Source organism: Methylocystis sp. sgz306128 (assembly GCF_056032725.1).
The window spans coordinates 1-25,176 of record NZ_JBVYWO010000005.1 but is presented as its reverse complement, the minus strand read 5'-3'; the positions used below and the strand labels follow the sequence as shown (position 1 = coordinate 25,176).

General features: G+C 59.5%; 26 protein-coding genes, 1 tRNA gene, 1 pseudogene and 1 riboswitch. Of the genes and pseudogenes, 13 read left to right on the top strand and 15 right to left on the bottom strand.

What is annotated here, in order from left to right; all coding sequences use genetic code 11:
• Positions 1-4 precede the first annotated feature (4 nt).
• From AC0N03_RS09730 to secA, 3 genes are read right to left on the bottom strand one after another with little or no spacing between them, the layout of a single operon-like run.
• A complete protein-coding gene (locus AC0N03_RS09730) occupies positions 5-661 on the bottom strand; it encodes an alpha/beta hydrolase (RefSeq protein ID WP_474288513.1) in 657 nt (218 codons plus the stop codon).
• A gap of 1 nt (position 662) precedes the next feature.
• On the bottom strand, positions 663-1,268 hold the full coding sequence (gene leuD, locus AC0N03_RS09725; protein WP_474288512.1) for a 3-isopropylmalate dehydratase small subunit: 606 nt from the start codon (positions 1,266-1,268) through the stop codon (positions 663-665).
• 12 nt (positions 1,269-1,280) lie between these two features.
• On the bottom strand, positions 1,281-4,058 hold the full coding sequence (secA, locus tag AC0N03_RS09720; RefSeq protein ID WP_474288511.1) for a preprotein translocase subunit SecA: 2,778 nt from the start codon (positions 4,056-4,058) through the stop codon (positions 1,281-1,283).
• Between the two features lie 307 nt (positions 4,059-4,365).
• On the opposite strand from secA, the gene AC0N03_RS09715 reads away from it, so the two are divergent.
• The 4 genes from AC0N03_RS09715 to AC0N03_RS09700 are packed head-to-tail and all read left to right on the top strand — an operon-like array spanning position 4,366 to position 7,470.
• Entirely contained in the window at positions 4,366-5,262 is an 897-nt protein-coding gene (locus AC0N03_RS09715; RefSeq protein WP_474288509.1) for a peptidylprolyl isomerase, read from the top strand.
• Between the two features lie 11 nt (positions 5,263-5,273).
• A complete protein-coding gene (argJ, locus tag AC0N03_RS09710; protein WP_474288508.1) occupies positions 5,274-6,521 on the top strand; it encodes a bifunctional glutamate N-acetyltransferase/amino-acid acetyltransferase ArgJ in 1,248 nt (415 codons plus the stop codon).
• Between the two features lie 11 nt (positions 6,522-6,532).
• Positions 6,533-7,072 (top strand): carboxypeptidase regulatory-like domain-containing protein, encoded by a 540-nt coding sequence (locus AC0N03_RS09705; protein WP_474288507.1) that lies wholly within the window; start codon positions 6,533-6,535, stop codon positions 7,070-7,072.
• A complete protein-coding gene (locus tag AC0N03_RS09700; protein ID WP_474288506.1) occupies positions 7,069-7,470 on the top strand; it encodes a (deoxy)nucleoside triphosphate pyrophosphohydrolase in 402 nt (133 codons plus the stop codon). The genes AC0N03_RS09705 and AC0N03_RS09700 overlap by 4 nt, the downstream gene beginning before the upstream one ends.
• A gap of 19 nt (positions 7,471-7,489) precedes the next feature.
• Here the strand turns inward: AC0N03_RS09700 and AC0N03_RS09695 are convergent, their stop codons facing one another.
• Positions 7,490-8,107 (bottom strand): invasion associated locus B family protein, encoded by a 618-nt coding sequence (locus tag AC0N03_RS09695; RefSeq protein ID WP_474288505.1) that lies wholly within the window; start codon positions 8,105-8,107, stop codon positions 7,490-7,492.
• 280 nt (positions 8,108-8,387) lie between these two features.
• Between AC0N03_RS09695 and AC0N03_RS09690 the strand changes: the two genes are divergently transcribed.
• From AC0N03_RS09690 to AC0N03_RS09670, 5 genes are all read left to right on the top strand, one after another.
• Positions 8,388-8,948 carry a sigma-70 family RNA polymerase sigma factor gene (locus tag AC0N03_RS09690; RefSeq protein ID WP_474288503.1) on the top strand — a complete coding sequence of 187 codons (561 nt, stop codon included), beginning with the start codon at positions 8,388-8,390 and terminating at the stop codon, positions 8,946-8,948.
• A 73-nt stretch (positions 8,949-9,021) separates the two neighbouring features.
• Positions 9,022-9,123: riboswitch (TPP riboswitch) on the top strand.
• Between the two features lie 122 nt (positions 9,124-9,245).
• Positions 9,246-10,232: a glycine oxidase ThiO gene (gene thiO, locus AC0N03_RS09685; protein ID WP_474288502.1), complete on the top strand. Its 987-nt coding sequence runs from the start codon at positions 9,246-9,248 to the stop codon at positions 10,230-10,232.
• Complete coding sequence (thiS, locus tag AC0N03_RS09680; RefSeq protein WP_474288501.1) at positions 10,222-10,419, top strand: sulfur carrier protein ThiS; 198 nt, start codon at positions 10,222-10,224, stop codon at positions 10,417-10,419. The genes thiO and thiS overlap by 11 nt, the downstream gene beginning before the upstream one ends.
• A 1-nt stretch (position 10,420) precedes the next feature.
• A complete protein-coding gene (locus tag AC0N03_RS09675; protein ID WP_474288499.1) occupies positions 10,421-11,200 on the top strand; it encodes a thiazole synthase in 780 nt (259 codons plus the stop codon).
• A gap of 4 nt (positions 11,201-11,204) precedes the next feature.
• Positions 11,205-11,822, top strand: coding sequence for a thiamine phosphate synthase (locus tag AC0N03_RS09670; protein WP_474288740.1), 618 nt, complete (start codon positions 11,205-11,207; stop codon positions 11,820-11,822).
• A gap of 24 nt (positions 11,823-11,846) precedes the next feature.
• Here AC0N03_RS09670 and AC0N03_RS09665 read toward each other — a convergent pair whose 3' ends face one another.
• From AC0N03_RS09665 to AC0N03_RS09645, 5 genes are all read right to left on the bottom strand, one after another.
• Positions 11,847-13,472, bottom strand: a complete 1,626-nt coding sequence (locus AC0N03_RS09665; RefSeq protein WP_474288497.1) for a GMC family oxidoreductase — start codon at positions 13,470-13,472, stop codon at positions 11,847-11,849.
• Between the two features lie 22 nt (positions 13,473-13,494).
• Positions 13,495-14,400 (bottom strand): NAD(P)-dependent oxidoreductase, encoded by a 906-nt coding sequence (locus AC0N03_RS09660; RefSeq protein ID WP_474288496.1) that lies wholly within the window; start codon positions 14,398-14,400, stop codon positions 13,495-13,497.
• Between the two features lie 16 nt (positions 14,401-14,416).
• Positions 14,417-15,628 carry a mandelate racemase/muconate lactonizing enzyme family protein gene (locus tag AC0N03_RS09655; protein ID WP_474288494.1) on the bottom strand — a complete coding sequence of 404 codons (1,212 nt, stop codon included), beginning with the start codon at positions 15,626-15,628 and terminating at the stop codon, positions 14,417-14,419.
• Between the two features lie 283 nt (positions 15,629-15,911).
• Positions 15,912-15,988 (bottom strand) — tRNA-Met (locus tag AC0N03_RS09650).
• Between the two features lie 101 nt (positions 15,989-16,089).
• Complete coding sequence (locus AC0N03_RS09645) at positions 16,090-16,977, bottom strand: UTP--glucose-1-phosphate uridylyltransferase (RefSeq protein WP_474288493.1); 888 nt, start codon at positions 16,975-16,977, stop codon at positions 16,090-16,092.
• A gap of 135 nt (positions 16,978-17,112) precedes the next feature.
• Between AC0N03_RS09645 and galE the strand changes: the two genes are divergently transcribed.
• Positions 17,113-18,096 (top strand): UDP-glucose 4-epimerase GalE, encoded by a 984-nt coding sequence (gene galE, locus AC0N03_RS09640; protein ID WP_474288492.1) that lies wholly within the window; start codon positions 17,113-17,115, stop codon positions 18,094-18,096.
• Positions 18,097-18,156: 60 nt separating this feature from the next.
• On the opposite strand, the gene hemH is transcribed toward galE, so the two are convergent.
• The 4 genes from hemH to AC0N03_RS09620 form a co-directional block, all read right to left on the bottom strand.
• Positions 18,157-19,245 carry a ferrochelatase gene (hemH, locus tag AC0N03_RS09635; RefSeq protein WP_474288491.1) on the bottom strand — a complete coding sequence of 363 codons (1,089 nt, stop codon included), beginning with the start codon at positions 19,243-19,245 and terminating at the stop codon, positions 18,157-18,159.
• 81 nt (positions 19,246-19,326) lie between these two features.
• Complete coding sequence (locus AC0N03_RS09630; protein ID WP_474288738.1) at positions 19,327-20,259, bottom strand: ribose-phosphate pyrophosphokinase; 933 nt, start codon at positions 20,257-20,259, stop codon at positions 19,327-19,329.
• A 215-nt stretch (positions 20,260-20,474) separates the two neighbouring features.
• Positions 20,475-21,008, bottom strand: coding sequence for a hypothetical protein (locus AC0N03_RS09625; protein ID WP_474288490.1), 534 nt, complete (start codon positions 21,006-21,008; stop codon positions 20,475-20,477).
• Positions 21,008-22,156 carry a M24 family metallopeptidase gene (locus tag AC0N03_RS09620; RefSeq protein WP_474288489.1) on the bottom strand — a complete coding sequence of 383 codons (1,149 nt, stop codon included), beginning with the start codon at positions 22,154-22,156 and terminating at the stop codon, positions 21,008-21,010. The genes AC0N03_RS09625 and AC0N03_RS09620 overlap by 1 nt, the downstream gene beginning before the upstream one ends.
• A 277-nt stretch (positions 22,157-22,433) precedes the next feature.
• Between AC0N03_RS09620 and rplU the strand changes: the two genes are divergently transcribed.
• From rplU to AC0N03_RS09605, 3 genes are all read left to right on the top strand, one after another.
• On the top strand, positions 22,434-22,745 hold the full coding sequence (gene rplU, locus AC0N03_RS09615; RefSeq protein WP_474288488.1) for a 50S ribosomal protein L21: 312 nt from the start codon (positions 22,434-22,436) through the stop codon (positions 22,743-22,745).
• Positions 22,746-22,864: 119 nt separating this feature from the next.
• Positions 22,865-23,140 (top strand): 50S ribosomal protein L27, encoded by a 276-nt coding sequence (rpmA, locus tag AC0N03_RS09610; protein ID WP_474288487.1) that lies wholly within the window; start codon positions 22,865-22,867, stop codon positions 23,138-23,140.
• A gap of 191 nt (positions 23,141-23,331) precedes the next feature.
• Positions 23,332-23,964: a GNAT family N-acetyltransferase gene (locus AC0N03_RS09605; protein ID WP_474288486.1), complete on the top strand. Its 633-nt coding sequence runs from the start codon at positions 23,332-23,334 to the stop codon at positions 23,962-23,964.
• A gap of 57 nt (positions 23,965-24,021) precedes the next feature.
• Here the strand turns inward: AC0N03_RS09605 and AC0N03_RS09600 are convergent, their stop codons facing one another.
• Together AC0N03_RS09600 and AC0N03_RS09595 are read right to left on the bottom strand one after the other, a co-directional pair.
• On the bottom strand, positions 24,022-24,903 hold the full coding sequence (locus tag AC0N03_RS09600; protein ID WP_474288485.1) for a 3-hydroxybutyryl-CoA dehydrogenase: 882 nt from the start codon (positions 24,901-24,903) through the stop codon (positions 24,022-24,024).
• A gap of 117 nt (positions 24,904-25,020) precedes the next feature.
• Positions 25,021-25,176: pseudogene (locus AC0N03_RS09595) on the bottom strand (electron transfer flavoprotein subunit alpha/FixB family protein); the annotation flags it as partial.

The window sequence follows — 25,176 nt, the reverse complement described above, 5'->3', positions numbered from 1 at the left end:
TGACCTATCTCAGAACAGGCAGGCCGAAGCTCTGCGCCAGAAAAAGCCCGCCATGGGTGAGGCCGGCGCTGTCGATGGAATGTCCCAGCCCGAGCGAGAGGTGCCATTGCGCCGGCACGTCGTTCTGGCCAAGCTGCTGCCCGGACAGGAACAGGGCGTCCATGGGAATGACATCGTCGTCGCTGCCATGCACCAGAAGCACCGGCGGTGACGTTCCTAGCCCGGCACGGTCGGCCTTGAGATGCTCGGCACCAACAAGAACACCCGAATAGCCGAGAATGGCCGCCGGACGGCGCCGCAAGCCCACATGCAGCGCCATCATCGTGCCCTGCGAAAAGCCGACCAGCGCCATCTGGCCGTCATCGAGGCCAAGGCGCGCCAGTTCACCGTCAATAAAGGCGTCAAGCGCCGGGCGGGCATAGGTGACACCGCGCCAGCGCTCGGACGGGTCGCGCATGGTCAGCTCAAACCATTGCCGTCCGCCGCCCATCGGCGCGCGGTCCGGCGCATGCGGCGAGACGAAGGCGGCATCGGGCAGCCATTCCTGCCACTGACGGCCCAATTCGATCAGGTCGTTGCCATCCGCCCCGTAGCCATGCAGGAACACCACAAGCTGTTTCGCGGTGCCCGATCTGGCGGCGAGGCGCGGACCATCGATCATGTCAGGCCCAGGGCCGCGCGGCAGCAAGCTTCTGCTCGAATGCGTCGATGGACTTGGCCTTGACCATGGTCAGTCCGATGTCGTCGAGACCGTTGAGCAGGCAATGCTTGCGGAACGCATCCACATCAAACTTGACGACGCCGCCGTCCGGACCGCGGATTTCCTGCGATTCCAGATCAATGGTAAGCGTGGCATTGGCGCCGCGTTCAGCATCGTCCATCAGCTTGGCCAGATCTTCCTTCGAAACGACAATCGGCAGGATGCCGTTCTTGAAGCAATTATTATAGAAAATATCGGCAAAGCTGGTCGAGATCACGCAGCGGATGCCAAAATCAAGCAGAGCCCAGGGCGCATGTTCGCGCGAGGAGCCGCAGCCGAAATTATCTTCCGCCACCAGAATCTGCGCCTTGCGATAAGCGGGCTGGTTGAGCACGAAATCCGGATTTTCAGAGCCATCCTCGTTAAAGCGCATCTCGGCAAACAGACCAGCGCCAAGGCCGGTGCGCTTGATGGTTTTGAGATATTGCTTCGGGATGATCATGTCGGTGTCGACATTGGTGATCTTGAGCGGAGCGGCAACGCCGGTGAGCTTCGTAAACTTATCCATTTCAACCTCGCTTCATGCCAGCACGCCGTGGCAGTGCTTGTATTTCTTGCCGGAACCGCAGGGGCATAGCTCATTGCGGGCCACCTTGCCCCAAGTCTCCGGATTGAGCGGATCACGCGGGCCGGCGGCCACAGCGGCGAATTCTCCCGCCGCGATACGCGAATTGATGTCGGCGATCTGTTCTTCATCCTCGCCGGTCAGCGGATTGATGTGCTGCGGCTGGCCGAGCACCGGTTCGGCCGGCGCAGGCTGGAATTGTACCTCGACGCGCATCAGTTGCGCTGTCACCGTCTCGCGCAGCTTCACGATCAATGTGCCGAACAGATCAAAGGCTTCCGACTTATATTCATTCAGCGGGTCGCGCTGGGCATAGCCGCGCCAGCCGATCACCTGCCGCAGATGATCCAGCGTCACCAGATGGTCGCGCCAGAGGTGATCGAGAACCTGCAGCACGATCTGCTTCTCGACATAGCGCTGGATATCCGGCGTATTGCGCTGCGTGCGCTCGGCATAGGCTTCGTCGGCCGCTTTGGTGATGCGGTCGCTCATTTCCTCGTCGGCAATGCCTTCTTCCGCCGCCCAGGCCTTGACCGGCAGATCGAGGTTGAGGGCCGTGGACACGGTCTCATGCAGGCCCTCGACATCCCAGGCCTCGGCATAGGCATCCGGCGGGATATGGCGCGTCACAATATCGTCGATGACGGCATGGCGCATATCGGTGACAATGTCCTCGAGCGAGTCCTGCGCCATCATCTCGCGACGCTGTTCGAACACCACCTTGCGCTGGTCGTTCATCACATCGTCGAATTTCAGCACGTTCTTGCGCTGATCGAAGTTGCGCGCCTCTACCTTCTGCTGGGCCTTTTCCAGAGCGCGGTTGATCCACGGGTGGATAATGGCCTCGTCAGGCTTGAGGCCAAGGCGCTGCAGCATCGAATCCATACGATCCGAGCCAAAAATGCGCATAAGGTCATCTTCGAGCGAAAGGAAGAATTTCGAACGTCCGGCGTCGCCCTGACGGCCGGAACGGCCGCGCAACTGGTTGTCGATACGGCGCGATTCATGCCGCTCGGTGCCGATGATATACAGACCGCCGGGACGATTCACCGTTCTGGCCGGGCGATTGCCCTTGGCGGGTTCCAGTTCGATCACTTCCTCGGCAGCAAGCACGATCGCGCGCTTTTCCTCGATCTCGCGGGTGGCCGCGGCAATGGCAGCTTCGCGCTCCGGCCCTTCGGCGATGCTGGCGGTGATCTGGGCAATGCGCATCTCGAGATTGCCGCCAAGCTTGATATCGGTGCCGCGACCGGCCATATTGGTGGCGATGGTCACCGCGCCCGGAACACCGGCCTCGGCCACGATCTGCGCTTCCTGCTCGTGATAGCGCGCATTGAGCACCTGATGCGGAATGCCCCGTGCTTTCAGCATTTCGGAGATCAGCTCGCTTTTCTCGATTGAGGCCGTGCCCACGAGAACGGGCTGCTGGCGCGAGAGCGCCCCCTCGATCTCACGCACGACGGCGCGGTATTTCTCCTCGGCCGTGCGGTAAACCTCATCATCGTCGTCATAACGCTGCACCGGCACGTTGGTCGGAATTTCAACGACATCCAGCTTGTAGATCTCGTGAAACTCATTGGCTTCGGTGGCCGCAGTGCCGGTCATGCCCGAGAGCTTGCCATAGAGGCGGAAATAATTCTGGAAGGTGATGGATGCCAGAGTGACGTTCTCCGGCTGGACCTGCACATGCTCCTTGGCTTCAAGCGCCTGATGCAGGCCTTCCGAATAGCGGCGGCCCGGCATCATGCGTCCGGAAAATTCGTCGATGATCACCACCTCGCCGTCGCGCACGATATAATCTTTGTCGCGGCTGAACAGGGTGTGGGCGCGCAGGCCCTGCTGCACATGATGAACCAGCGTCGAATTTGCCGATTCATACAGCGTGCCTTCCTTGAGGATGCCGGCGGCGCGCATCAGTTCCTCAATATGCTCATTGCCGGCTTCGGTCAGGCTCACCGAACGCTGCTTCTCATCGAGCTCAAAATCGCCCGGCACAAGCTGGGGGATCAGAGCATTGATGCTGTTGTAGAGATCGGATTTGTCGTCTGAAGGGCCGGAAATGATCAGCGGCGTGCGCGCTTCGTCGATCAGGATCGAGTCCACCTCGTCGACGATCGCATAATTATGGCCGCGCTGCGACATCTGCGACAGCTCGTATTTCATGTTGTCGCGCAGGTAATCGAAGCCGAATTCGTTGTTCGTGCCGTAGGTTATATCGCAGGCATAGGATTGGCGGCGCTCCTCGTCATCGAGGCCATGCACGATAATGCCGACCGAAAGCCCGAGGAATTTGTAGATACGGCCCATCCACTCGGAGTCGCGGCGGGCAAGATAATCGTTGACGGTGACGACATGCACGCCCTTGCCGGGCAGCGCATTGAGATAGGTGGCGAGCGTAGCGACAAGGGTCTTGCCCTCACCCGTGCGCATTTCCGCGATGGAGCCTTCGTGCAGCACCATGCCGCCGATCAGCTGCACATCGAAATGTCTCTGGCCAAGCACGCGTTTGGCGGCCTCGCGCACCGTGGCGAATGCGGGAATCAGCAGGTCGTCGAGGCCTTTGCCGGCAGCGATCTGGGCGCGGAACTCATCGGTGCGGGCGCGGAGCGCCTCGTCGCTCAGCTTTGCCAGTTCCGGTTCCAGAGCATTGATGGCCGCCACTTTGGGTTTGTAGGATTTGAGCCGCCGATCATTCGCGGTGCCAAATAATTTGCGTGCGACGGAACCTAACATTCAAACCTCTTCCACCCCACAGGCGGGGAGCCCATTCCGGGCAATCGACAATTCGCCCATTCCTCATGGCCGTTCCATGTGTGCAACAGCCGGCCGCGCGCGGGAACGATGCCGCCCCACGCCGCCGAACAGATAAGATCGCGCCACTCTCTTGTCAATGAAGGTGCCATATTTGGTCTTGTCTTCGCGACAAGATTCGGCGAATGTGCGCGCCAATTCCAACATGTTGCCGCTTTTCGATTCGATAAGGCCGCACGCGAGACCGGCTCATGGCCGTGCTTGGCGCGGCATCACACAGGACCTGACTATGACCCGGAATTTCCGCACCCTTATTTCAAGCGCTTCACTGATCAAAAGCTCGCTGGCGGTTGCCGCCCTGATGACATCCCTGACGCTGGCCCATGCCGAACCCAAGGTTCTGGCCAAGGTGGATGGCATCGCCATCACCGAGGAGGACTTCAACATGGCGTTGCAGGACCTCGGCCCGTCGCTGCCGCCGCAGGCCGACGATCAGGCCAAGCACAATTATGTGATGGAATATCTTATCGACACCAAGCTCGTTGCGCGCGAGGCCGAGAAGGAAAAGATCACCGACAGCGCCGATTATCAGAAGCGTCTGGCCTATCTCAAGGACAAGGCGCTGATGGAAACCAAGATGAGCCAGGTCGCCGCCGCTTCCGACACGGACGCCAACCTCAAGAAAACCTATGACGAAGCCGCCGCCGCCCAGAAGGGCGTCATGGAAGTGCATGCCCGTCACATTCTCGTGAAGACGGAAGACGAGGCCAAGGCTGCGCTGGCCCGCATTAAAAAAGGTGAGGATTTCGCCAAGGTGGCGGACGAGGTCTCCACCGACAAGAGCGCCAAGGGCGGCGATCTCGGCTTCTTCACCAAGGACAAGATGGTGCCCGAATTCGCGGATGCCGCCTTCAAGCTGGAGCCGGGACAGGTCTCCGACCCCGTCAAGACTCAGTTCGGATGGCATATCATCAAGCTCGAGGAAAAGCGTCCGCATCCGTTCCCCGAATTTGATGCCGTCAAGGATCAGGTCCGCCGTTACGTGATCCAGAAGGCGCAGGCCGAAATGATCACCAAGCTTCATGACGGTGTCAAAATTGAACGTCTTGATCAGCCGACCCCGGCTGACCTTCTGAAAACCCTGCCGGCTGACGGCGGCGACAAGGCTGCAACCCCAGCAAAATAACGGAACCGACCATGGCGCATGATGCCCCGCTCTCTCCTCTTGCTCCCAAATCCTACCCCACGCTGCCTGAAATAGACGGCGTGCGGTTTGCAACCGGCGAGGGCGGCATCCGCTACAAGGGACGAACCGACGTGCTTCTCGCCCTCATGGACGAAGGCACGCAGGTTGCCGGTGTATTCACCCGCTCCAAATGCCCTTCGGCGCCGGTGGACTGGTGCCGCAGGAACCTGCCGGGCGGAAGGGCGCGCGTTCTGGTGGTCAATTCCGGCAATGCCAATGCCTTCACCGGCCAGAAGGGCGTGGAGAGCGTCGCGCTGACCGCGAAAATTGCCGCCAGGACCTCCGGCGCGCCCGAGAGCGAGATTTTCCTTGCCTCGACGGGCGTGATCGGCGAGCCGCTCGACGCCAGCAAATTCGATGGCCTGCTGGACAGGCTGGCCGCAAGCGCCGCTCCGGGCGCAATGATCGAGGCCGCGCGCGCGATCATGACCACCGACACATACCCGAAGGTGGCAACCGCAACGACCAGAATAGACGGCGTGAGCGTGACTCTGAGCGGCATGGCCAAGGGCGCGGGCATGATCGCACCCGACATGGCCACCATGCTGTCCTTCGTCTTTACCGATGCGCCCATAGCCGCGCCCGCGCTGCAGGCGCTGCTGGCCAGAGGCGTTCAGACCAGCTTCAACGCCATCACCGTTGATTCAGACACATCCACCTCGGATACATTGATGCTCTTTGCCACGGGCGCTGCGGCAAAGCGCGGCTGCCCGCGCATTGAAAGCCCGAATGACCCGCGCCTTGCAGGGTTCAGGCGCGCATTGGGAAAAATGCTGCTCAATCTCGCGCATCAGGTGGTCCGGGATGGCGAAGGCGCCCGCAAATTCATCGAAATTCAGGTTGAGGGCGCCGCTTCCGCCAAGGCCGCGAAGAAAATCGGCCTGTCCATCGCCAATTCGCCGCTGGTGAAGACGGCCATTGCCGGCGAAGACGCCAATTGGGGCCGTGTCGTCATGGCCGTGGGCAAGGCCGGCGAAAAAGCCGAGCGCGACAGGCTTTCGATCTATTTTGGCGGAATACGTGTCGCACATCTGGGCGAGCGTGATTCTTCCTATGATGAACAGCAGGTTTCACAATATATGCGCGGCGATCACATCGTCTTGAAAGTAGATCTTGGTATAGGCCAAGGTAAAAGCAAAATTTGGACTTGCGACCTGACCAAGGAATATGTTGCTATAAACGGAGATTACCGATCATGAGGGAGTGATGAATGCGCGTCGTTGGCTTTATTTTACTGGCAACATTGGTTTCAGCCTGCCAGATGACCCAGTTTCCAACGACACCGTCAGCTCCACCCCCCGCCGATGCGGCATTCGATCCGGAACAGGCAGCATTCATCCGCAAGGACGGCAAGGCCATCATCACAGGTGTCACGCTGAGCCGAAATGCCAGAGGCTGGGCAGTTCGCGGTGCCGGCGAGACAGTTACCCTCGTGCCGCAAACCGATTATGCCCGCAAGCGCATCTATGATCTTTATGGCAACGCGAATTATGTCGACGTGATCCGGGTCGCCTTTCAGGCGCAGCCCGATCCTGAATATGTAAAATATACCCGTTCGACAAAGGCAGACGACCGTGGCAAATTCAGCTTCGCCAATATCGCGCCCGGCGATTATTTCGTGGTGACACAGAATGCCTGGTTCGATCGTGACAATCTGACCTGGAACGGCAATGCCATGTATGAGACTGTGACTGTCAAAGCGGGAGATTCCGAATTGAACCCTATCAATGTCGTGCTGTCGGGCAAATGAAGCTTCTTCTCGTCGTAGCCTGCGCGCTGATTGACAGTGACAAACGCATTCTCATCGCCCAGAGGCCCGAGGGCAAGGCTCTTGCCGGTCTTTGGGAGTTTCCCGGCGGCAAGATCGACGCTTCGGAACGGCCTGAACAGGCACTGATCCGCGAATTGCACGAAGAACTGGGCATTGACGTCAAGGAGCCGTGCCTCGCGCCCCTTACCTTCGCCAGTCATGCCTATTCGGATTTTCACCTGCTTATGCCGCTCTATGTCTGCCGCCGCTGGGAGGGCGTCATTCGTCCGCGCGAGGGACAAGCTCTGAAATGGGTTCTGGCAAGAGAGCTGCGGCAATTTGCCATGCCGCCCGCAGACGAACCTCTCATACCGCCGCTGATCGAGTTGCTTGCTTAAGCAGGCACCCTGAAACGGCTCAGGGGCATTCCTTCTGGACTTTGTCCCAGGCCTGCGCCAGTCCGTTCAGCGAATAGGTGTCTGTCGTGACGTGACCCTTCTCCGACGGCACTTTCACGACGAGCTTCGAGCCCTTGCGCATGGTGTCCAGCATCACGGTTTCTTCAGCGACATTCTTGACCCAGGCATAAGTGCCCTTGAGCAGCAGAGCGTAATGCGCCGTTCCAACCTCGGCGACGGCATCCTTGGCTTTTTCATTCACGGGGAAGCCCATGTCGAGCGAGATTTCGTTCTTCACGCCGGCGCTTGGCCGCCGGGAAATGAACATGAAAGCGGGATTGCGCTGCAAATTGGCCGGCTGGCGGTCCTTAGGCTGGCTCAACGCATAACAGACCTTGGTCTTGCCCGTCACGGACTGATAGGCGCCCCAGTCTCCGTAAGTTCCGACGAGCAATGGCTTATCCGCCTTTGCCGCAGCGGCTTTCTTTGCTTCCTCCGCCTTTTTGGCTTCCTCGAGTTTTTTCTTCTTGAGCAATTCAGCCTTTGTCGGCTGCGCCATTGCGGATACCGGAAGAACACAGGTCAGGCCGACACAAACCAAGCCGGCCGAAAGTACGAGGGAAGTGATGCGAATCATGAGCCGAACCTATGTCATTTTGATGCTTATTGTTTATCGTCTTGTAGCCAAGGATCAACAGTGAATTGAGACAAATTTCAGACCGAGGCTTGAAGAATCATCCATTTATCCTTTAAAACCTTTTTCAGGGCCAACGCCAGCCCGTCGGCCGCGGCAGTTGACGCAGACTGACGGAACTGATCAAAGATTTACCCTGCTGGCCCGGAACTGGCCGGAACATGAATTCCCAACGTTGTTGCTTCCCGCTTCAACACAAAAGATTGGTTCGCTGCCAACATCCATGAATGCGCGTGAACAAAACGATTTAATTCTGGCGGTTGCCGAACGTCGCGACAAAGCGGCGTTCACAAGTCTATTTGACTATTTCGCGCCACGCCTCATCTCCTACCTGCAACGGCTTGGCTCGGATCAGGGCATGGCCGAAGAAATCACGCAGGATGTGATGCGTTCGCTCTGGCTGAAAAGCGACCAGTTCGACCCGGCCAAATCCTCGGTCGCGACCTGGATCTACCGCATCGCCCGCAACCGGCGCATTGATGGCCTGCGCCGCAACCGGATGGAATTTGTCGACCCGCAGGATTATGCCTTCGATCAGGAGAGCGAAGACCCCACGCCGCACGAGGCGCTGGACACATGGCAGCGCGAGCAACTCACCCGGCAGGCCCTTTCGGCTTTAAACCCGGATCAGCGCGAACTGATCGATCTTGCATTCTATCAGGATATGTCCCACGCGCAGATCGCCGAAAAAACCGGCCTGCCGCTTGGTACGGTCAAATCCCGCATCCGCCTCGCCTTCACGCGTCTGCGGCTCCAGCTGAAAGAGCTCGGACTGGACGAATGAACCCTCCGGGCCAATTGGTCGCGGCGCACGCGCCTTATCCAGCTTGCCATTTACTGCGGCAAACGCCATATTCAGCCTATCCGAGGGGAGCCTGAAAGGGCTGAGAGGTGGGAAACCACGACCCTTGAACCTGAACTGGGTCATGCCAGCGGAGGGACAGGATCAAGCGGCCAGCCTGCCCCGGTTTTTTTGCGGCCGCATTGCGCCCTGCAAAGGGCATTTGAGACAAGGGCTCACATTGACTGCACAATCTCGCTCACAAGGGAACAGAGCACCTCGCTACAAGGCGCTGCTCCCATGCTGATCAGAATTTTGGGCGCCGGAGTCGCCGGACTTTGCGCCGCATTGGCCTTTGCCGAACGCGGTACGGATGTTGAAATTGTCGAACGGCGCGGCGCGGCCGGCTCGGGCTGCTCGCATTACGCCGGCGGAATGCTGGCGCCCTGGTGCGAACTGGAAAGCGCAGAGCCTCTTGTTGAAACATTCGGCGTCGAATCCATGGCCTTCTGGCAGAGACATTTTGGCCCGCTGCCCGTCAACGGCTCGCTGGTGGTGGCCCAGCCGCGCGACCTGCCGGATCTTCGGCGCTTCTCGCGCCGCACGCACCATTTTGAATGGGTGGATGGCGGCAGAATCGACGCTCTGGAACCTGACCTCGCCGGACGCTTCGATCAGGCCTTGTTCTTCAAAGAGGAATCGCATCTCGACCCGCGCCAGACCATGGCGAAAATGACAAAAAAACTGACGCAGATGGGCGTTGCGTTCCGGTTCAACACTGAAGCCGGCGATGTGACGGACGAAGCGGATTTCACAATCGACTGCCGCGGTCTGGCCGCCCGCGATATCCTGACAGACCTGCGCCCGGTCAAGGGCGAGATGCTGCTGTTGCGCACCGCCGAAATTAGCCTTGCACGGCCGGTACGCATGCTGCATCCGCGCATTCCGGTTTATATCGTGCCGCGCGAAGATCATATTTTCATGGTTGGCGCGACAATGGTTGAAAACAACGAGCGCGGGCGCGTCACGGCGCGAGGCATCGGCGAACTGCTCAACGCCGCCTATGCCCTGCATCCGGCCTTTGGCGAAGCGGAAATCGTCGAACTGGGCGCGGACCTGCGTCCGGCTTTCGCCGATCACCTGCCGCGTCTGCGCCAGCGCGGGCGCACGCTCTGCATCAACGGACTCTACCGGCATGGTTTTCTGCTGGCCCCGGCTATGGCAGAGCGTGCCGCGAAGATTATTCTGGACGGCGCCCATTTCCCCGAGGTGTGTGATGAAGCTTGAGATCAACGGCGAGATTCAGGAAACCTCAGCCACCAATCTGGCCGAGCTCGTCGCGGGACTGGACTTTGGCGAAGTGCCCGTCGCAACAGCTCGCAATGGTGCTTTCGTCCGGGCGGCAGACCGGGCGGCCACGCAACTTGCCCCCGACGACAAAATCGAAATTCTCGTACCAAGACAAGGCGGCTGATATGGATGAACCTTTTTCGTTATACGGTGTTGAATTACCTTCACGCCTGATGCTGGGAACTTCGCAATATCCCTCGCCCGCCATTCTGGCAGACAGTATCAAGGCCAGCGGCACGGGAGTCGTTACGGTTTCGTTGCGCCGCGAAATGGGCAGCGGCAGGGCCGGCGCCGATTTCTGGGCACTGATCAAGGCGCAGAACGTGCGCATTCTCCCCAATACGGCGGGATGCTACACTGTAAAGGATGCCGTCACCACCGCGCAGATGGCGCGGGAAGTGTTCGATACCAACTGGATCAAGCTGGAAGTCATCGGCGAGGAAGATACGTTGCAGCCGGATGTTTTCGGATTGGTTGAAGCAGCGCGCATTCTCTCAGAAGATGGCTTTGCGGTATTTCCATACATGACGGAAGATCTCGTCGTGGCGGAGAAATTGCTGCGGGCCGGATGCGAAGTGCTGATGCCCTGGGGCGCGCCGATAGGTTCGGGGCGCGGACTGAACAACCCCTACGGACTGCGCTCGCTCCGGGCACATTTCCCCGAAATTCCGCTCATTATCGACGCCGGGCTGGGGGCGCCCTCACAGGCCGCACAGGCCATGGAAATGGGCTATGACGGCATATTGCTCAATACAGCCGTGGCCAAATCGGGCAACCCCGTGCTGATGGCCGGCGCCTTCGCCCGGGCGATCGAGGCCGGACGCGCCGCGCGCCGCGCCGACATGATCGAACCGCGGGACATGGCCGCACCCTCAACCCCCGTCATCGGACGCGCTTTTACCTGAGACCATCATGCTTGATCCCTTCTATCTTATCGTCGACTCTTCGGTCTGGTTGCGCCGCCTGCTGCCGCTTGGCGTCAGACTGGTGCAACTACGTGCCAAAAATCTTGATGAGGCCACGTTGCGCCGGGAAATTGCCGAGGCGCGCGACCTCTGCCGCACGTATGGCGCACAGCTTGTCGTCAACGACTACTGGCGCGAGGCTATCGATCTGGGCTGCGATTATATCCATCTCGGGCAGGAAGATCTCGATACGGCAGATATCGGAGCCATTCGCAAGGCGGGCATCAAGATTGGCATATCCACTCATGACGACGCCGAACTGACGCGGGCGCTGTCGTTCTCGCCGGATTATGTTGCTCTTGGGCCGATTTACCCGACCATTCTCAAAGCCATGCGCTGGGCACCGCAGGGCCTTGAAAAGATCACGGCCTGGAAGAAACGCATCGGCGATATTCCGCTTGTGGCGATCGGCGGCTTCTCCGTCGAACGCGCAGCCGGAGCTTTCGCGGCCGGGGCGGATATCGTTTCGGTTGTCACGGATGTCACGCTCAATGCTGATCCGGAAGCGCGGGTACGGCAATGGATCGACGCGACGCGCCCGGGTTCGGACGGCGTCCGTTAAGGCGCAGGGCCAGACGCGGGCGTCCTATCCCGCATCGGCCAAAATCATGTCCGCCGCCTTGGCCGCCGCCATGATGGTGGGGGCATTGGTATTGCCGGAGATCACCGAAGGAAAGATCGAGGCATCGACAACACGCAGGCCAGACAAGCCATGCACCCTCAGGCGCGGGTCGACAACGGCGGTTTTCGGGTCCGGCCCCATGCGGCAGGTGCCGCAAGCATGGTAGACCGTGCCGGAACGGGCGCGAAAATCCGCAATAATATCCTCGTCGGAGGTTACTTTCGGTCCCGGCGCCAGTTCTTCGGCGATAATCTGAGCAAAAGCGGGCTGGGCGGCAATCTTGCGCAAGAGTTTCACACCTTCCAGCATGTCGCGCATGTCGTGATCGGTGCCAAAGGCATTGGCGTGAATCGCCGGGGCTGCATATGGATTTGGCGAAGTGATCAGAATCGAGCCGCGGCTGGTCTGCTTGCAGGTGGACAGGCCGATGTTGAAGCCCGGAAACGGATCCGGCGAGAGCAGCGGCCGCGTGCCGGAGAGCGCGCCATAGGTGGAAATAGTCTGGAAATAAAGCTGGATGTTCGGGCGATCAAGCTCAGGCCGCGTCTTGACGAAGCCCCCGGCCTGATTGAGGCTGAGCGACAGCGGCCCGCTGCCAAAGGCCAGAAATTGCAGCCCTGCCGCCAATTTGCCCCACCACGGCCCGAGAGTCTGGTTCAGCGTCGGCACTTTGGCGCGATAGGTATAATTAATGCCGAGGTGATCCTGCAGATAATAGCCGCAGGCGGGCGAATCCTGCCGCACCTCGATGCCCAGACCCTGCAGGAGGCTGGCCGGGCCGATGCCGGAGAGTTGCAGCAGCTGGGGCGAATTGACCGCGCCGCCGCAGACAATCACTTCGCGGCTGGCGAAAAGATTCTGCCTCTGGCCGCCATGCTCCACCTCGATGCCGCTGGCGCGCCGCCCTTCAAACAGCAGACGCAGCGCCTGCGTCTCGCGCAACAGCCGCACATTGGCGCGCTTCAGGGCCGGATAGAGAAAGGCCTTGGCCGCCGACATGCGCCAGCCGCCCTTGGTGTTGATCTGATAAATACCGACGCCCTCCTGCACGGCGCCGTTAAAATCCCGGTTGCGGGAATAGCCCAGTTGCTCGCCGGCCTTCAGGAATGTTTCTGCCAGCGGATGCAATTGCCGGCTGACATCGGAAATGTGCACGTCGCCGCCTTTGGCGCGCCAATCATCCGCTCCGGCCTCATTGTCCTCGATCGCCTTGAAATAGGGCAGACAATCGACAAAACCCCAGCCCGTATTGCCCTCCGCCGCCCAATCGTCATAATCGCGTGCATCCCCCCTGATCCAGACCATGGCATTGAGCGAGGAAGAACCGCCGATAACCTTGCCGCGCGGCCAATAGTCGGAGCGCCCGCCAAAGCCGGGATCAGGCTGCGTCTTGTAGCCCCAGTTGAGGGTCTTGTCATAGAAGGTCTTGCCATAGCCAAGCGGCACCTGCACCCAGAATCGCCGGTCAGTGCCGCCCGCTTCGATCACGGCGACACTGAATTTGCCATTGCGAGAAAGACGCTCGGCCAGCACGCAGCCCGCCGAACCCGCCCCGACGATGATGTAATCAAATGTGGTGTTTGTGGTCATGGTGCAATCAGATTGAGCAATATCACAATTCGGCCGGGAAGCCGGGCGCACGCAGATCGGTCTTGAGAGCGTCCTCAAGCAGCTTCACCACCTGACTTGACCAGGCGTCGCCGCCATAGGCTGAGCGCGCACGGATGAAGGTCTGTTCGGTCATGCCGGCCAGATCGAGCGGTACGCCGAATTCCCGGCCAAAGCCCAGCGCGAAGCCCAGATCCTTGCACGCAAGATCCATGGTGAAATTGATGTTGTAGCTGCCGTTGAGAATAACCTGTCCTTCGGTTTCGAACACGAAACTATTGCCCGAACTGGCCTGAATGACATGAAACGCGGTCGCGAGATCAAGCCCGCCTTTCTTGGCCAGCATCAGCGCCTCGCCGGTCGCCACCAGATGAATGAAGGCCAGCATATTGGTGATGACCTTGATCAGCGCTGCTTTGCCCAGCGGCCCGACATGGAATATCCGCCCGCCCATGGCTTGAAGCGCGGGCTTGTGCTGCTCGAAAATGGCAGCCTCGCCGCCGGCAATGACCGTGATCTGGCCTGAGGCGGCCAGATGCACACCCCCTGTTACCGGGCACTCCAGCACGTTCACGCCCTTTTCCTGCGCCAGAGCCGCCATTCTGGCGATCTCCTCGGAGGAATTGGTGCTCATTTCGATCCAGGTGCCGCCCTTTTTCAAGCCGGCGAGAATGCCGCGCGGCCCGGTCAGCACGGCCTGGGAGACCTTGGGCGAGGGCAGGCAGGTAATGACGGCATCCACCTTTTCCGCGACGCCCTTCGCGTCCTCGGCCCAGTGCGCGCCTTTTGATAACAGATTTTCCGCATTGGCGCGGTTGATGTCGGTGATCGTGACATCAAAGCCTTCACGCAGCAGGCTGCCCGCGAGATTGGCGCCCAGATGGCCAAGGCCGATAAAACCATATTTCATTGATCTCTCCCCAGATCTAGTTTGGCGGATTCAGCGGACGGAAGGTCGGCACCAGATGCAGGGCCTGACCGGTATACGGATGGGCCAGCGCCACATCCTCGTTGAGTTCAACACCCAGTCCCGGCTCATCCGGCACAATGACATAGCCATCTTCCCAGCGGATGGGCTTTTTAAGCAATTCGCCATGAAAGCCGCCCCATTGCTCGATGCTCTCCAGAATGAGGAAATTCGGGATGCAGGCCGAAAGCTGGATATTGGCCGCGCCCTCGATAGGCCCGCAATAGAGATGCGGCGCCACCTGCGCATAATGCGTCTCGGCCATGCCGGCGACTTTCTTGGCTTCCAATATGCCGCCCACACGGCCCAGCGCCATTTGCAGGATGGAAGCCGCGCCCGTCTGCAACAGCCGGGCAAATTCATATTTTGTCGTCAGCCGCTCGCCTGCCGCGATCGGAATCGTGGTCTGGCGGGCGACTTTGGCCATTTCCTCTGGCATTTCCGGCGGCACGGGCTCCTCGAACCATAAAGGATCATAGGCTTCCAGCTTCCGGGCCAGACGGATCGCGCCCGATGTGGTGAACTGGCCATGCGTGCCAAACAGCAGATCGCATTTGGTGCCCACCGCTGCGCGGATCTTCTTGCAGAAGGCTTCGGAAACTTCGAGCTTTTCCAGCGAGGGCTGGCGCGGATCAAAGGTGGAATAGGCCCCGGCAGGATCAAATTTAACCGCCGTAAATCCCTGACGCATATAATCGACAGCGCGCTCGGCCGCAGCATCGGCATCGCGGTAGACCGGCGAATCGCTATAGGCGTGCCCTTCCTCGATGCTGGGATAAATATAGGTATAGGAGCGAAGGCGCTCATGCACCTTGCCCCCCAGAAGCGCATGTACGGGCTTGTTCAGCGCCTTGCCGACAATGTCCCAGAGGGCGCATTCAATGCCCGAAAGCACGCCGAGGAGCGAAATATCAGGGCGTTGCGAATAGCCCCGCCCATAGACATTGCGCCAGATTGTCTCGATCTGGAACGGATCGGCGCCCAGCACGTGATGCTCGAACACATCCTCGATCATGGCGCCGATCGCCTTCGGGCCGAAGCTCGCCGTGTAAACTTCGCCGATGCCGGTAATGCCGTTATCCGTGGTCAGTTTTACGAAAATAAAATAACGCCCGCCGTGATAGGGCGGCGGATTGCCAACGATGAAGGTTTTGAGGTCTTTGATTTTCATGAAAAATCCCCGCTGCGCACCGCGAGATTAGAGCGGGGAAAAAACCATCGCACAAGAGGCTGCAGCCTGTTGGTCCATGATCTAATTCTGGCGGCATGGCCGAATTTTTAGATAGTTTAGAAATTGCGCACAAAGCCGGCAGCAGAACTTGCCGGTCGCGGCAAAAGAGGCTCCCGAGGCCTGACTCACATTGTCAGAAAAGCCGCCGGCAAAATTTTCCACCGCAAGCAATCGACCGCTAAAGGCGAGAAAAAACCATCTGCATCATGTCATTCAGGAAAGATGGTAGCGGGAGAGGGACTTGAACCCCCGACCCCAGGATTATGATTCCCGTGCTCTAGCCAGCTGAGCTATCCCGCCACGGCGACAAGCGCCTCGCCCGGCTCATGGCCGGGCTGGAGGCGATATAGGCGAGGCGCGCGGTCTCTGTCAAGGATGACGCGCTTCCCTCACGCAATAAATTAGAGACCCAGCAGTTTTTTTGCCTCACGCCGAAAGGCGTCGGCGAGTTCGGGCCGATCCAGCGCAAAAGCGACATTGGCTGCCAGAAAGCCAATCTTCGAACCTGTGTCGAAGGTGCGGCCATCAAAGCGCACGCCATGAAAGCTCTGGCTTTTTGACAGGTGCTTCATGCCGTCGGTAAGCTGAATCTCGCCCCCCGCGCCCTTTTCGACGCGTTCCAGAATGCCGAAGATTTCCGGCCCGAGAATGTAGCGCCCGGAGATGATCTGGTTGGATGGAGCGGTACCCTGCGGCGGCTTTTCCACCATGCCGGTGATTTCGAACGAATGGCCGTAGTCCTTGCCCATGGCCACGACGCCATATTGATGCGTCTCGCTCATCGGTACTTCCTCGACAGCGATGATATTGCCGCCGTGGCGCTCATAGGCCTCGATGCACTGGGCGAGGCAGCGGCTTTTGCGCGCGCCATTGGCCTGAGTGATCATATCGGGCAGCAGTACCGCGAAGGGCTCGTCGCCGATGATATCGCGCGCGCACCACACCGCATGGCCAAGACCGAGCGGCGCCTGCTGACGGGTGAAGCTGGTGGCGCCCGCCGCCGGCAGATCGGCCATCAGCGCGGCATAATCCTTGTCTTTCCCGCGCTTCTTCAGCGTGTCCTCAAGCTCATAGGCCATGTCGAAATGATCCTCGATCACGCCCTTGTTGCGGCCGGTAACAAAGACAAAATGTTCGATGCCCGCCTCGCGGGCCTCATCCACCACATGCTGCAGCACAGGGCGGTCGACCACTGTCATCATTTCCTTCGGCACCGATTTGGTTGCCGGCAGAAAGCGGGTGCCAAGCCCCGCAACAGGAAAGACCGCTTTTCGAATGCGCTTTTGCATGAGAGATTCCATCAGAGAAAGTGTTTGCGCGCTGTCCTTGAGACCGAGGCCTTCCGGACTTTGTATTACTGCACATTAATATCTATGGGTTAACAAGGATGAAAGCGAAATGAACAGGCATGGCATGGGGGCAGAATGACGATTCTAGTTACGGGCGGCGCGGGATATATCGGCTCTCATATGATACTCGCGCTGCTTGACGCCGGAGAACGCGTCATCACGCTGGACGACCTCTCGACCGGCTTCGCCTTCGCCGTGCCGCCGGAGGTGCCGCTTGTTGTCGGCGACTTCGGCGACAGCGCCCTTGTCTCGCGGCTGATTGCCGAACATGGCATCACGTCCATCATCCATTTCGCCGCCAAATTGATCGTGCCCGAATCCCTCTCCGATCCGCTCGGCTATTATCACAACAATGTCGCCAATGCGCGCAACCTGATCGAATGCGCGGTCAGGGGCGGCGTCCGGCATTTCATCTTTTCATCCACCGCCGCCGTCTATGGCAATGTCGGCGCGGAGCCTGTCGCGGAAGATTCCCCGCTCCAGCCGCTCTCGCCCTATGGCCGCTCCAAACTGATCGTGGAGTGGATGCTGGAGGATGTCGCCCGCGCCCACGGCCTTGCCTATACGGTGCTGCGTTATTTCAATGTGGCCGGAGCCGACCCACGCGGACGCGCCGGGCAGAACACGCGCAACGCGACCCATCTCATCAAGGTGGCCGTGGAAGCAGCGCTTGGCACACGCAAAGGCGTGGAAGTCTTCGGCACCGATTATCCGACTCCGGACGGCTCCGGCCTGCGCGACTATATTCACGTCACCGATCTTGCCGCGGCGCATCTCGATGCGCTCAACCGCCTGCGTGGCGGCGGCACGAGCATCATTGCCAATTGCGGCTATGGCCGGGGCTATTCGGTTCTCGATGTCATACGGGTGGTCAAGGCGGTATCAGGCGCAGATTTTGAGGTGACTCTCTCGCCGCGCCGGGCAGGCGACCCTGCCGCTGTCGTTGCCAACGCCAGCCGTGCGCGCACCCTGCTCAATTGGCGGCCGCAACACGACAATCTCGAGGAAATCATCACCGGCGCGCTGAACTGGGAGCGCCGCCAGCACAACCGCAGCTAGCTCACAGGCTCATACGCCCCGAGAAATAAAATGCAGCGCGCCGCCGGAAGCGCGCTTTCGTCAGATCCAGCCCTGCAGCTCGCGCTGCACCACATCGGCAATGACGCGGATGCCAAGATCGGAATCATTCAGGCATTCGATGCGTGCGAATTTCTCGCCGCCGTTATGCAGAAAATATTCCGCATTTTCGACGCCGATTTCCTCGATCGTCTCCAGACAATCGGCGGAAAAGCCGGGCGTGATCACTGCCAGCTTGCGAACGCCGGATTTCGCCAGTTCGATCACTGTTTTGTCGGTATAGGGCTGCAGCCATTCGGCCGGTCCAAAGCGGCTCTGAAAGGTCAGGCGGAGCTTTTCCTTGGAATAGCCCAGAAAGTCGCGCAGCAACCTCGTCGTCTTGACACAGGCGCAATGATAGGGATCGCCCTTGTCGAGATATTCCTTCGGCACGCCGTGAAAACTGGCCAGAATCACATCAGGCTCAAAATCGAGTTTCGCCAGCCCGTCGCGCAGGCTCTGCGCCAGCGCCTCGATATAAACCGGCTCGTCGTGATAGGGCGGCGAGACACGCACCGTCGGCTGCCAGCGCATCTGCATCAGCGCCTCGAATGCCTTGTCGCAGGCCGTGGCGCTGGTGGCCGCGGCATATTGCGGATAGAGCGGCACCAGCAGAATGCGGTCGCAGCCCTGCGCCTGCAGCGCTTCAAGACGGCTCCTGACCGATGGATTGCCATAGCGCATCGCCCAGTCGACGACGACCTTATCGCCATTTTCGCCAAGGCCGCCATCTGCGATCCACTGCGCAAGTTTTTCGCTCTGGCTGCGCGTGATGGTTTTGAGCGGGCTCTCGTCGCGCTCCCGGTTCCAGATCGAATCATAATCCTTGCCCTTGCGTCCCGGGCGCACGGTCAGAATGATCAGATTCAGGATCGGCCACCAGAGCCAGCGGCTCGTCTCGATGACGCGGCGGTCGGAGAGAAATTCTTTGAGGTAACGGCGCATCGACCAATAATCGGTCGCATCCGGCGTGCCGAGATTCATCAGCAGCACGCCGATCTTCGGCGTCAGAACAGGCGGATGCCCGGGCGGCAGCGGCCCGGTCCGCTTGAAGTCTTCGCGCTGGGATAGGCTGGCGCCGGTCGTGGTCATGATCGATGATTTCCTGTCTTCTTGCATGGTGACACACAAGATACGGCACAAAGGCTTAGTCAGACCGCGTTACATGCGCCTTCAGTCAAACAGACTGGATACGCTTTCCTCGCGCGCGGTACGCTGAATCGCCTCGCCGATGAGCGGCGCGATGGAAATGACGCGGATATTTTTTGCCACGCGCACGGCTTCGGTCGGCATGATCGTATCGGTGAGCACAAGTTCTTTCAGTTTCGAGGCTGAAATGCGCGCCACAGCCCCGCCGGAGAGCACGCCATGCGTGATATAGGCATAGACCTCGCGCGCGCCCTTCGCCAGCAGCGCCTCTGCGGCATTGCAGAGCGTGCCGCCCGAATCGATAATGTCATCGACCAGTATGCAGCTCTTGCCGGCCACCTCGCCGATGATGTTCATCACTTCGGATTCGCCGGCGCGCTCGCGGCGCTTGTCGACAATGGCAAGAGGCGCGTCGATGCGTTTGGCGAGCGCGCGCGCACGCACCACGCCGCCGACATCCGGCGAGACCACCATCACGTTGGAGAGGTTCATCCGCTCCTTGATGTCGCGCACCATCACCGGCGCGCCATACAAATTGTCGGTGGGGATGTCGAAGAACCCCTGAATCTGCCCGGCATGCAGATCGACGGTGAGCACGCGGTCGGCACCGGCCTGCGTGATGAGATTGGCGACCAACTTGGCCGAGATCGGTGTGCGCGGACCGGGCTTGCGATCCTGCCGGGCATAACCGAAATAGGGAATGACCGCCGTGATGCGCTTGGCCGAGGACCGGCGCAGCGCGTCGATCATGATGAGCAATTCCATCAGATGGTCATTGGTGGGAAAGGAGGTGGACTGGATGATGAACGCATCCTGTCCGCGGACGTTTTCCTGAATTTCGACGAAAATTTCCATATCGGCAAAGCGACGCACCTGACACTTGGCAAGCGGTTCGCCAAGATAAGCGGCTATGGCCTCGGCCAGCGACGTATTGGAATTGCCAGCCAGGATTTTCATCGCGGGGGCTTTTCGGATTTCAGCCATCGGGGACATGCTCCTCACACCAGGGACGTTACGCAACGAACCAACTTCAGGATGCCTTGGCTCTTAGCAGGCGAAGCGCGGCGGAACAAGGCAAGTCATAAATCTTTTATATGATAAAAAACCGATATTGCGCGACGCGGCGCCCTGAGCGCCTGACACGCCCGGGGAGGCGGGTCAGGAAGGGAATGTCAGCGGACAGGCCGGGCCTCGGGCGTACGCGAGAGCAGAGCCTCGAGATCATTGGCGCTCTTGGCGGCCAGCGCCTGCGACACATCGCTGGTGAACAGCGACCATGGCTCGTCCGCCACGCCCTTGATTACTACCGAATCGCTGACGCGCTGCGTATTGTGCCGGGCGGCATCGGCAAAATCCCACACATAGACAAAATGCGTGTCCTCTCCGCTGGCGAAGGCCGAAAAATAGCCACGCGCCAGATAAGCGGCCTTGCCGGCCTCAACCAGCACAATATGCCGCGATCCGGCTTCCTTTTGCAGGTCAGCGGCGAGCGCCATGCTCTCGGCGGGCGGCAGCCCGTCAAAGCTCAGCAGCGTCAGCGACGCGGCCGCCAGATTCGCCCCCGGCAATTTCTCCACCTTGACAGTATCTATGACCGGCTCATCAACCGGCTTGGCCTGTGGCTTCTGCTGGGTCTCGACACAGGCGGACAGCACGAAGACGGCCAGAAGCAGCAGGCCGATCAGGGAAAGACGCCGCTCCCTCATCAACACAGAACCAGATCAAGCTGATGCGCGTTGAGCGGTTCGGCGCCGGCCGCGCGGATAAGAGAGGTCCGGCCAAGGCACATCGCCGTCTCGCTGGCTGAATCCATCAATATCATATGGGCAAAAAACACCTGATCTTCAGCAAGGACGAATTCATTGTCCTCGTAAAACATCGGCGGATCCATCCAGCTCGGCGTGAACTTGGCGCCAAGCGCATAGCCGCAGGCATTGAGCCGGTGGGCGGAGAGACCATGCTCGTCAAAAATGCGGGCATGCGCGGCGAATACGTCGCCCGCCGTGCGTCCGGGGCGCAGTTCCGCCTCGCAGGCGAGCAGGGCCGCCCGCGCCGCGGCATGATAGGAAACATGCAGCGGCGAAGGCCTGCCGATCACAAACGTGCGCATGATGGCGGCATGATAATGCCGGTAAACCCCGGCAAATTCGAGGGTCAGTTGATCCTGCTCGTCAAGCTTGCGCCGTCCTGCCTTGTAGCGGCACAAAAGCGCATCGCGCCCCGATCCGATAATGAATTCATTGGCCGGATAATCGCCGCCATGGGTGAAGATGGCATTGTGCTGCGCCGCGAGTATTTCGCCCTCGTCTGCGCCGGCCTGCGTCGCCTCTGCAGCGGCGCGGTCGGCCAGATCGGAAAGATAGGCAGCCTTGCGCACGAAGGCCAGTTCGGCTGCGCTTTTCGTGACGCGCAGAAAAGCCACCAGCCGCGAGGCATCGGTGCATTCGACAAACCCTTCGAGCGCGGCATCGAGCCGTTTGCCATTGGCATGGGTCAGCCCATAGGCGTCATTCTCGACGCCGAGCCGCCCGCGCACGCCAAGGCTCTCAAGCATGGCCCTCAGGTCGAGCGCCGGATTCGCATGAGCCGAATCCTTCCAGATGCGGATATCCTGAATGTTGGACGTATGCTGCGCCTGTCTCAGATCCGCAGAGCGTGTGAGCAGCGCGGTGCGCCCGTCAAGTCCGACATAAAGACACTGGAAAAAGCAAAAGCCGAATGTGTCATAGCCGGTGAGCCAATACATGCTCTCCTGATTGAACAGCAGCATCCCGTCCAGTTGCTGGGCCTGCATCGCCCTTCGCAGGCGCTCAAGACGCGCCGCCATCTCATGTTCCGAAAAATGCACTGGCATAATTCATCTCCCCAAACCTGCGCCACAATAGCGAAAGACTGAGATTCATCAATCCCTTCGCTTGACAAAGGCGGCCTGCGGGGCCTATAAGCTCATCATCTGGCGCGGCCTATGCCGCGCTTTTCGTTTTGCCTGCAAGGTAATTTCCTGTTGCTTTTCCGGCCAAGACGTTGAGCGCGCCAAAATTCCGCCAGGTTTCACCCGCTGGTTACAGCTGCCAAAAAGCCGTCTGTGCGCCCTCTGGGCGTTCAAGCCGGTTTGAACACGAGGACAAAAGATGTTCGCAGTCATCAAAGCCGCCGGCAAGCAATATAAAGTTGCTGTCGACGACACGATTACTCTCTCCACCGTTGCTGGCGCTGCCGGCGACAAGGTTACGTTTGACGAAGTTCTGATGCTCACCAAGGACGGTGCGGCGAAGTTCGGCGCGCCCGCCATTGCCGGCGCATCGGTCATCGGCGAAATTGTCGAGCAGAGCCGCGGCCCGAAGGTTATTTCCTTCAAGAAGCGCCGCCGCCAGAATTCGAAGCGCAAGCGTGGCCACCGTCAGGATCTGACCATCGTTCAGATCAAGGAAATTCACGGCTAAGGCCCTGGCGGGTGCCGCGCGGCGGCCTCGCAGGGTTGCAACTGAACCAACGTCCGGCCCCGCCGGATTATCGTCAAAGGATCGGCGTAAAAACGCCATAAAGAATTCGGAGCATTCAGATGGCTCATAAAAAGGCAGGCGGTTCATCCCGCAACGGGCGCGACTCAGACGGTCGCCGCCTCGGTGTCAAGAAGTTTGGCGGCGAAGCCGTCATTCCGGGCAATATCATTGTGCGTCAACGTGGCACCAAGTGGCACGCCGGCAGCAATGTAGGCATGGGCGTAGACCATACGCTCTTCGCGCTTACGGAAGGACGAGTAGAGTTTAAAACCAAGGGCAATGGGCGATCCTACATTTCGGTCGTCGCGGCGCCGGCACTTAAAGCAGCAGAATAAGGTGGGGAAAGCTAAAGCCCCACCGGATCCCACGAACCGGTGAATTTGGGTTTTAGCCGAACCATCCGCCAAAAGCGGAACAAATTCATAAAAACCTGAACGGGTTTTGAGCGGGGAAGTGGGAAACCACTTCCCTTTGTCGTATCTGCGTTATGCAAATTGCATATGATACAGAAACTGGAGCTCAAACCATGTTTCCTGATCTGACCCGTGACGATGTCTTCCGGCTTGAAACGCGGCGTTTATGGCTGCGCTGGCCCCGTGCGGCAGATGCAGCCGCCATTGCCGCCATTGCCTCGCGCAAGGAAGTCGCCGAGCAAAGCAGCCGAATTCCGCACCCCTACCCGAGGGATGCCGCCAACAGCTATGTTGTCGAGGCGCGGCGCTTTAATGCGCTGGGAGAAGCGCTGAATCTGGTGCTGACCCTGCGTTCCGGCAACCGCGATGTCATCGGCTTCATCAATGCCGAAATGAAGTCCGAGACACGGGCTGAAATCGGCTATGCGTTGCATCCGGATTATTGGGGCGAAGGCTACATGCCCGAGGCTGTGGCGGCTCTTGTCGATACATTGTTCAGCCTGACGCCGGTTCGCGACATTTCCGCCACCATCCGCAGCGGCAATGACGCCTCGCGGCGCGTGCTGGAGAAGAATGGCTTCCGTCAGGTGGCGCAGGGCCAGTGTCATGTCACGGCTCTGGGCAGCCATCAGCCAAGCCTGGTGTTCAATCTGGATGCGCGCCAATGGCAGGGACGGGCCCATTGGGGTCTCAATATCGCCTCCTCTTCCGGAGACCGGCTGATGGCCGAAGCGGGAAACTATTAAACGAAAAAGCCGGCCTCCATGCGGGGGCCGGCCTGCAGGCCAAAGCGCGACAGAACCTCAGCGCGTCGGAATCGGCGTCTCGCCGCGATAATCGTAAAAGCCGCGCTGAGTCTTGCGGCCAAGCCATCCGGCCTCGACATATTTCACCAGCAGCGGACAGGGCCGGTATTTTGAATCCGCCAGCCCTTCATGCAGCACCTGCATGACGGAGAGGCAGGTATCCAGACCGATAAAATCAGCCAGTTGCAGCGGCCCCATCGGATGATTGGCACCGAGACGCATGGCCGTGTCAATGGCATCGACCGAGCCCACGCCCTCGTAAAGCGTGTAAATGGCCTCATTGATCATCGGCAGCAGAATGCGGTTGACGATGAAGGCCGGGAAATCTTCCGATGTCGTCACCGTCTTGCCGAGACGCGAGATGAACTGGCGCGCCGTCTCGAATGTATCGTCTTCGGTGGCAATGCCGCGGATCAGTTCGACAAGCTGCATCTTCGGCACCGGATTCATGAAATGAATACCGATAAACCGCTCCGGCCGGTCTGTTACGGACGCGAGCCGGGTAATGGAAATGGATGAGGTGTTGGACGCCATGATGGCTTCGGGCTTGAGGTGCGCCGACAGCGTCGAGAAAATCTTGCGTTTGACGGATTCGTTTTCGCTCGCAGCCTCGATCACCAGATCGCAGGTGCCAAAACCCGAATAATCCGGCACCGACGAAATACGGGCCAGAATAGCCGCGCGCTCCGCCTCGCTGATCTGCTGGCGGGAAACCTGACGCGAAAGATTGCCATTGATTGTGGCCAGACCGGCGTGAATGCGATCCTCGGAAACGTCATTGATATATACGCTGATGCCAGCCTGCGCGCAGACCTGTGCAATTCCGTTGCCCATTTGGCCCGCGCCAATAACACCTACCGTGTTAATTTCAAATGCCATCGTGCAAGTCCATTATCCGAGAATTCAAACCGAAGCGCGATCATAGGCTTTGATCGCGCTTCGTCCAGTCTTCTCTCATGCGACATAGGGCTAATGCCGCTTTTTATCCAATAATATCTACTTGCCCAATTCCTGAGCAAGCTCCGGCAGGGCGGTATAGAGGTCAGCGACGAGGCCATAATCGGCGACCTGGAAGATCGGAGCTTCCTCGTCCTTGTTGATGGCGACGATGACCTTCGAGTCCTTCATGCCGGCCAGATGCTGGATCGCGCC

Bases quoted from the DNA above. Each gene is read 5' to 3' on its own strand.
- AC0N03_RS09705 (WP_474288507.1), top strand. From the start codon at position 6,533: ATGCGCGTCGTTGGCTTTATTTTACTGGCAACATTGGTTTCAGCCTGC.
- AC0N03_RS09645 (WP_474288493.1), bottom strand. From the start codon at position 16,977: ATGCAAAAGCGCATTCGAAAAGCGGTCTTTCCTGTTGCGGGGCTTGGC.
- hemH (WP_474288491.1), bottom strand. From the start codon at position 19,245: ATGACCACGACCGGCGCCAGCCTATCCCAGCGCGAAGACTTCAAGCGG.
- AC0N03_RS09630 (WP_474288738.1), bottom strand. From the start codon at position 20,259: ATGAAAATCCTGGCTGGCAATTCCAATACGTCGCTGGCCGAGGCCATA.
- AC0N03_RS09605 (WP_474288486.1), top strand. From the start codon at position 23,332: ATGTTTCCTGATCTGACCCGTGACGATGTCTTCCGGCTTGAAACGCGG.
- AC0N03_RS09620 (WP_474288489.1), bottom strand. From the start codon at position 22,156: ATGCCAGTGCATTTTTCGGAACATGAGATGGCGGCGCGTCTTGAGCGC.
- AC0N03_RS09730 (WP_474288513.1), bottom strand. From the start codon at position 661: ATGATCGATGGTCCGCGCCTCGCCGCCAGATCGGGCACCGCGAAACAG.
- AC0N03_RS09625 (WP_474288490.1), bottom strand. From the start codon at position 21,008: ATGAGGGAGCGGCGTCTTTCCCTGATCGGCCTGCTGCTTCTGGCCGTC.
- rplU (WP_474288488.1), top strand. From the start codon at position 22,434: ATGTTCGCAGTCATCAAAGCCGCCGGCAAGCAATATAAAGTTGCTGTC.
- secA (WP_474288511.1), bottom strand. From the start codon at position 4,058: ATGTTAGGTTCCGTCGCACGCAAATTATTTGGCACCGCGAATGATCGG.
- AC0N03_RS09700 (WP_474288506.1), top strand. From the start codon at position 7,069: ATGAAGCTTCTTCTCGTCGTAGCCTGCGCGCTGATTGACAGTGACAAA.
- AC0N03_RS09690 (WP_474288503.1), top strand. From the start codon at position 8,388: ATGAATGCGCGTGAACAAAACGATTTAATTCTGGCGGTTGCCGAACGT.
- leuD (WP_474288512.1), bottom strand. From the start codon at position 1,268: ATGGATAAGTTTACGAAGCTCACCGGCGTTGCCGCTCCGCTCAAGATC.
- argJ (WP_474288508.1), top strand. From the start codon at position 5,274: ATGGCGCATGATGCCCCGCTCTCTCCTCTTGCTCCCAAATCCTACCCC.
- rpmA (WP_474288487.1), top strand. From the start codon at position 22,865: ATGGCTCATAAAAAGGCAGGCGGTTCATCCCGCAACGGGCGCGACTCA.
- AC0N03_RS09715 (WP_474288509.1), top strand. From the start codon at position 4,366: ATGACCCGGAATTTCCGCACCCTTATTTCAAGCGCTTCACTGATCAAA.
- AC0N03_RS09675 (WP_474288499.1), top strand. From the start codon at position 10,421: ATGGATGAACCTTTTTCGTTATACGGTGTTGAATTACCTTCACGCCTG.
- AC0N03_RS09695 (WP_474288505.1), bottom strand. From the start codon at position 8,107: ATGATTCGCATCACTTCCCTCGTACTTTCGGCCGGCTTGGTTTGTGTC.
- thiS (WP_474288501.1), top strand. From the start codon at position 10,222: ATGAAGCTTGAGATCAACGGCGAGATTCAGGAAACCTCAGCCACCAAT.
- thiO (WP_474288502.1), top strand. From the start codon at position 9,246: ATGCTGATCAGAATTTTGGGCGCCGGAGTCGCCGGACTTTGCGCCGCA.
- AC0N03_RS09600 (WP_474288485.1), bottom strand. From the start codon at position 24,903: ATGGCATTTGAAATTAACACGGTAGGTGTTATTGGCGCGGGCCAAATG.
- AC0N03_RS09660 (WP_474288496.1), bottom strand. From the start codon at position 14,400: ATGAAATATGGTTTTATCGGCCTTGGCCATCTGGGCGCCAATCTCGCG.
- galE (WP_474288492.1), top strand. From the start codon at position 17,113: ATGACGATTCTAGTTACGGGCGGCGCGGGATATATCGGCTCTCATATG.
- AC0N03_RS09665 (WP_474288497.1), bottom strand. From the start codon at position 13,472: ATGACCACAAACACCACATTTGATTACATCATCGTCGGGGCGGGTTCG.
- AC0N03_RS09655 (WP_474288494.1), bottom strand. From the start codon at position 15,628: ATGAAAATCAAAGACCTCAAAACCTTCATCGTTGGCAATCCGCCGCCC.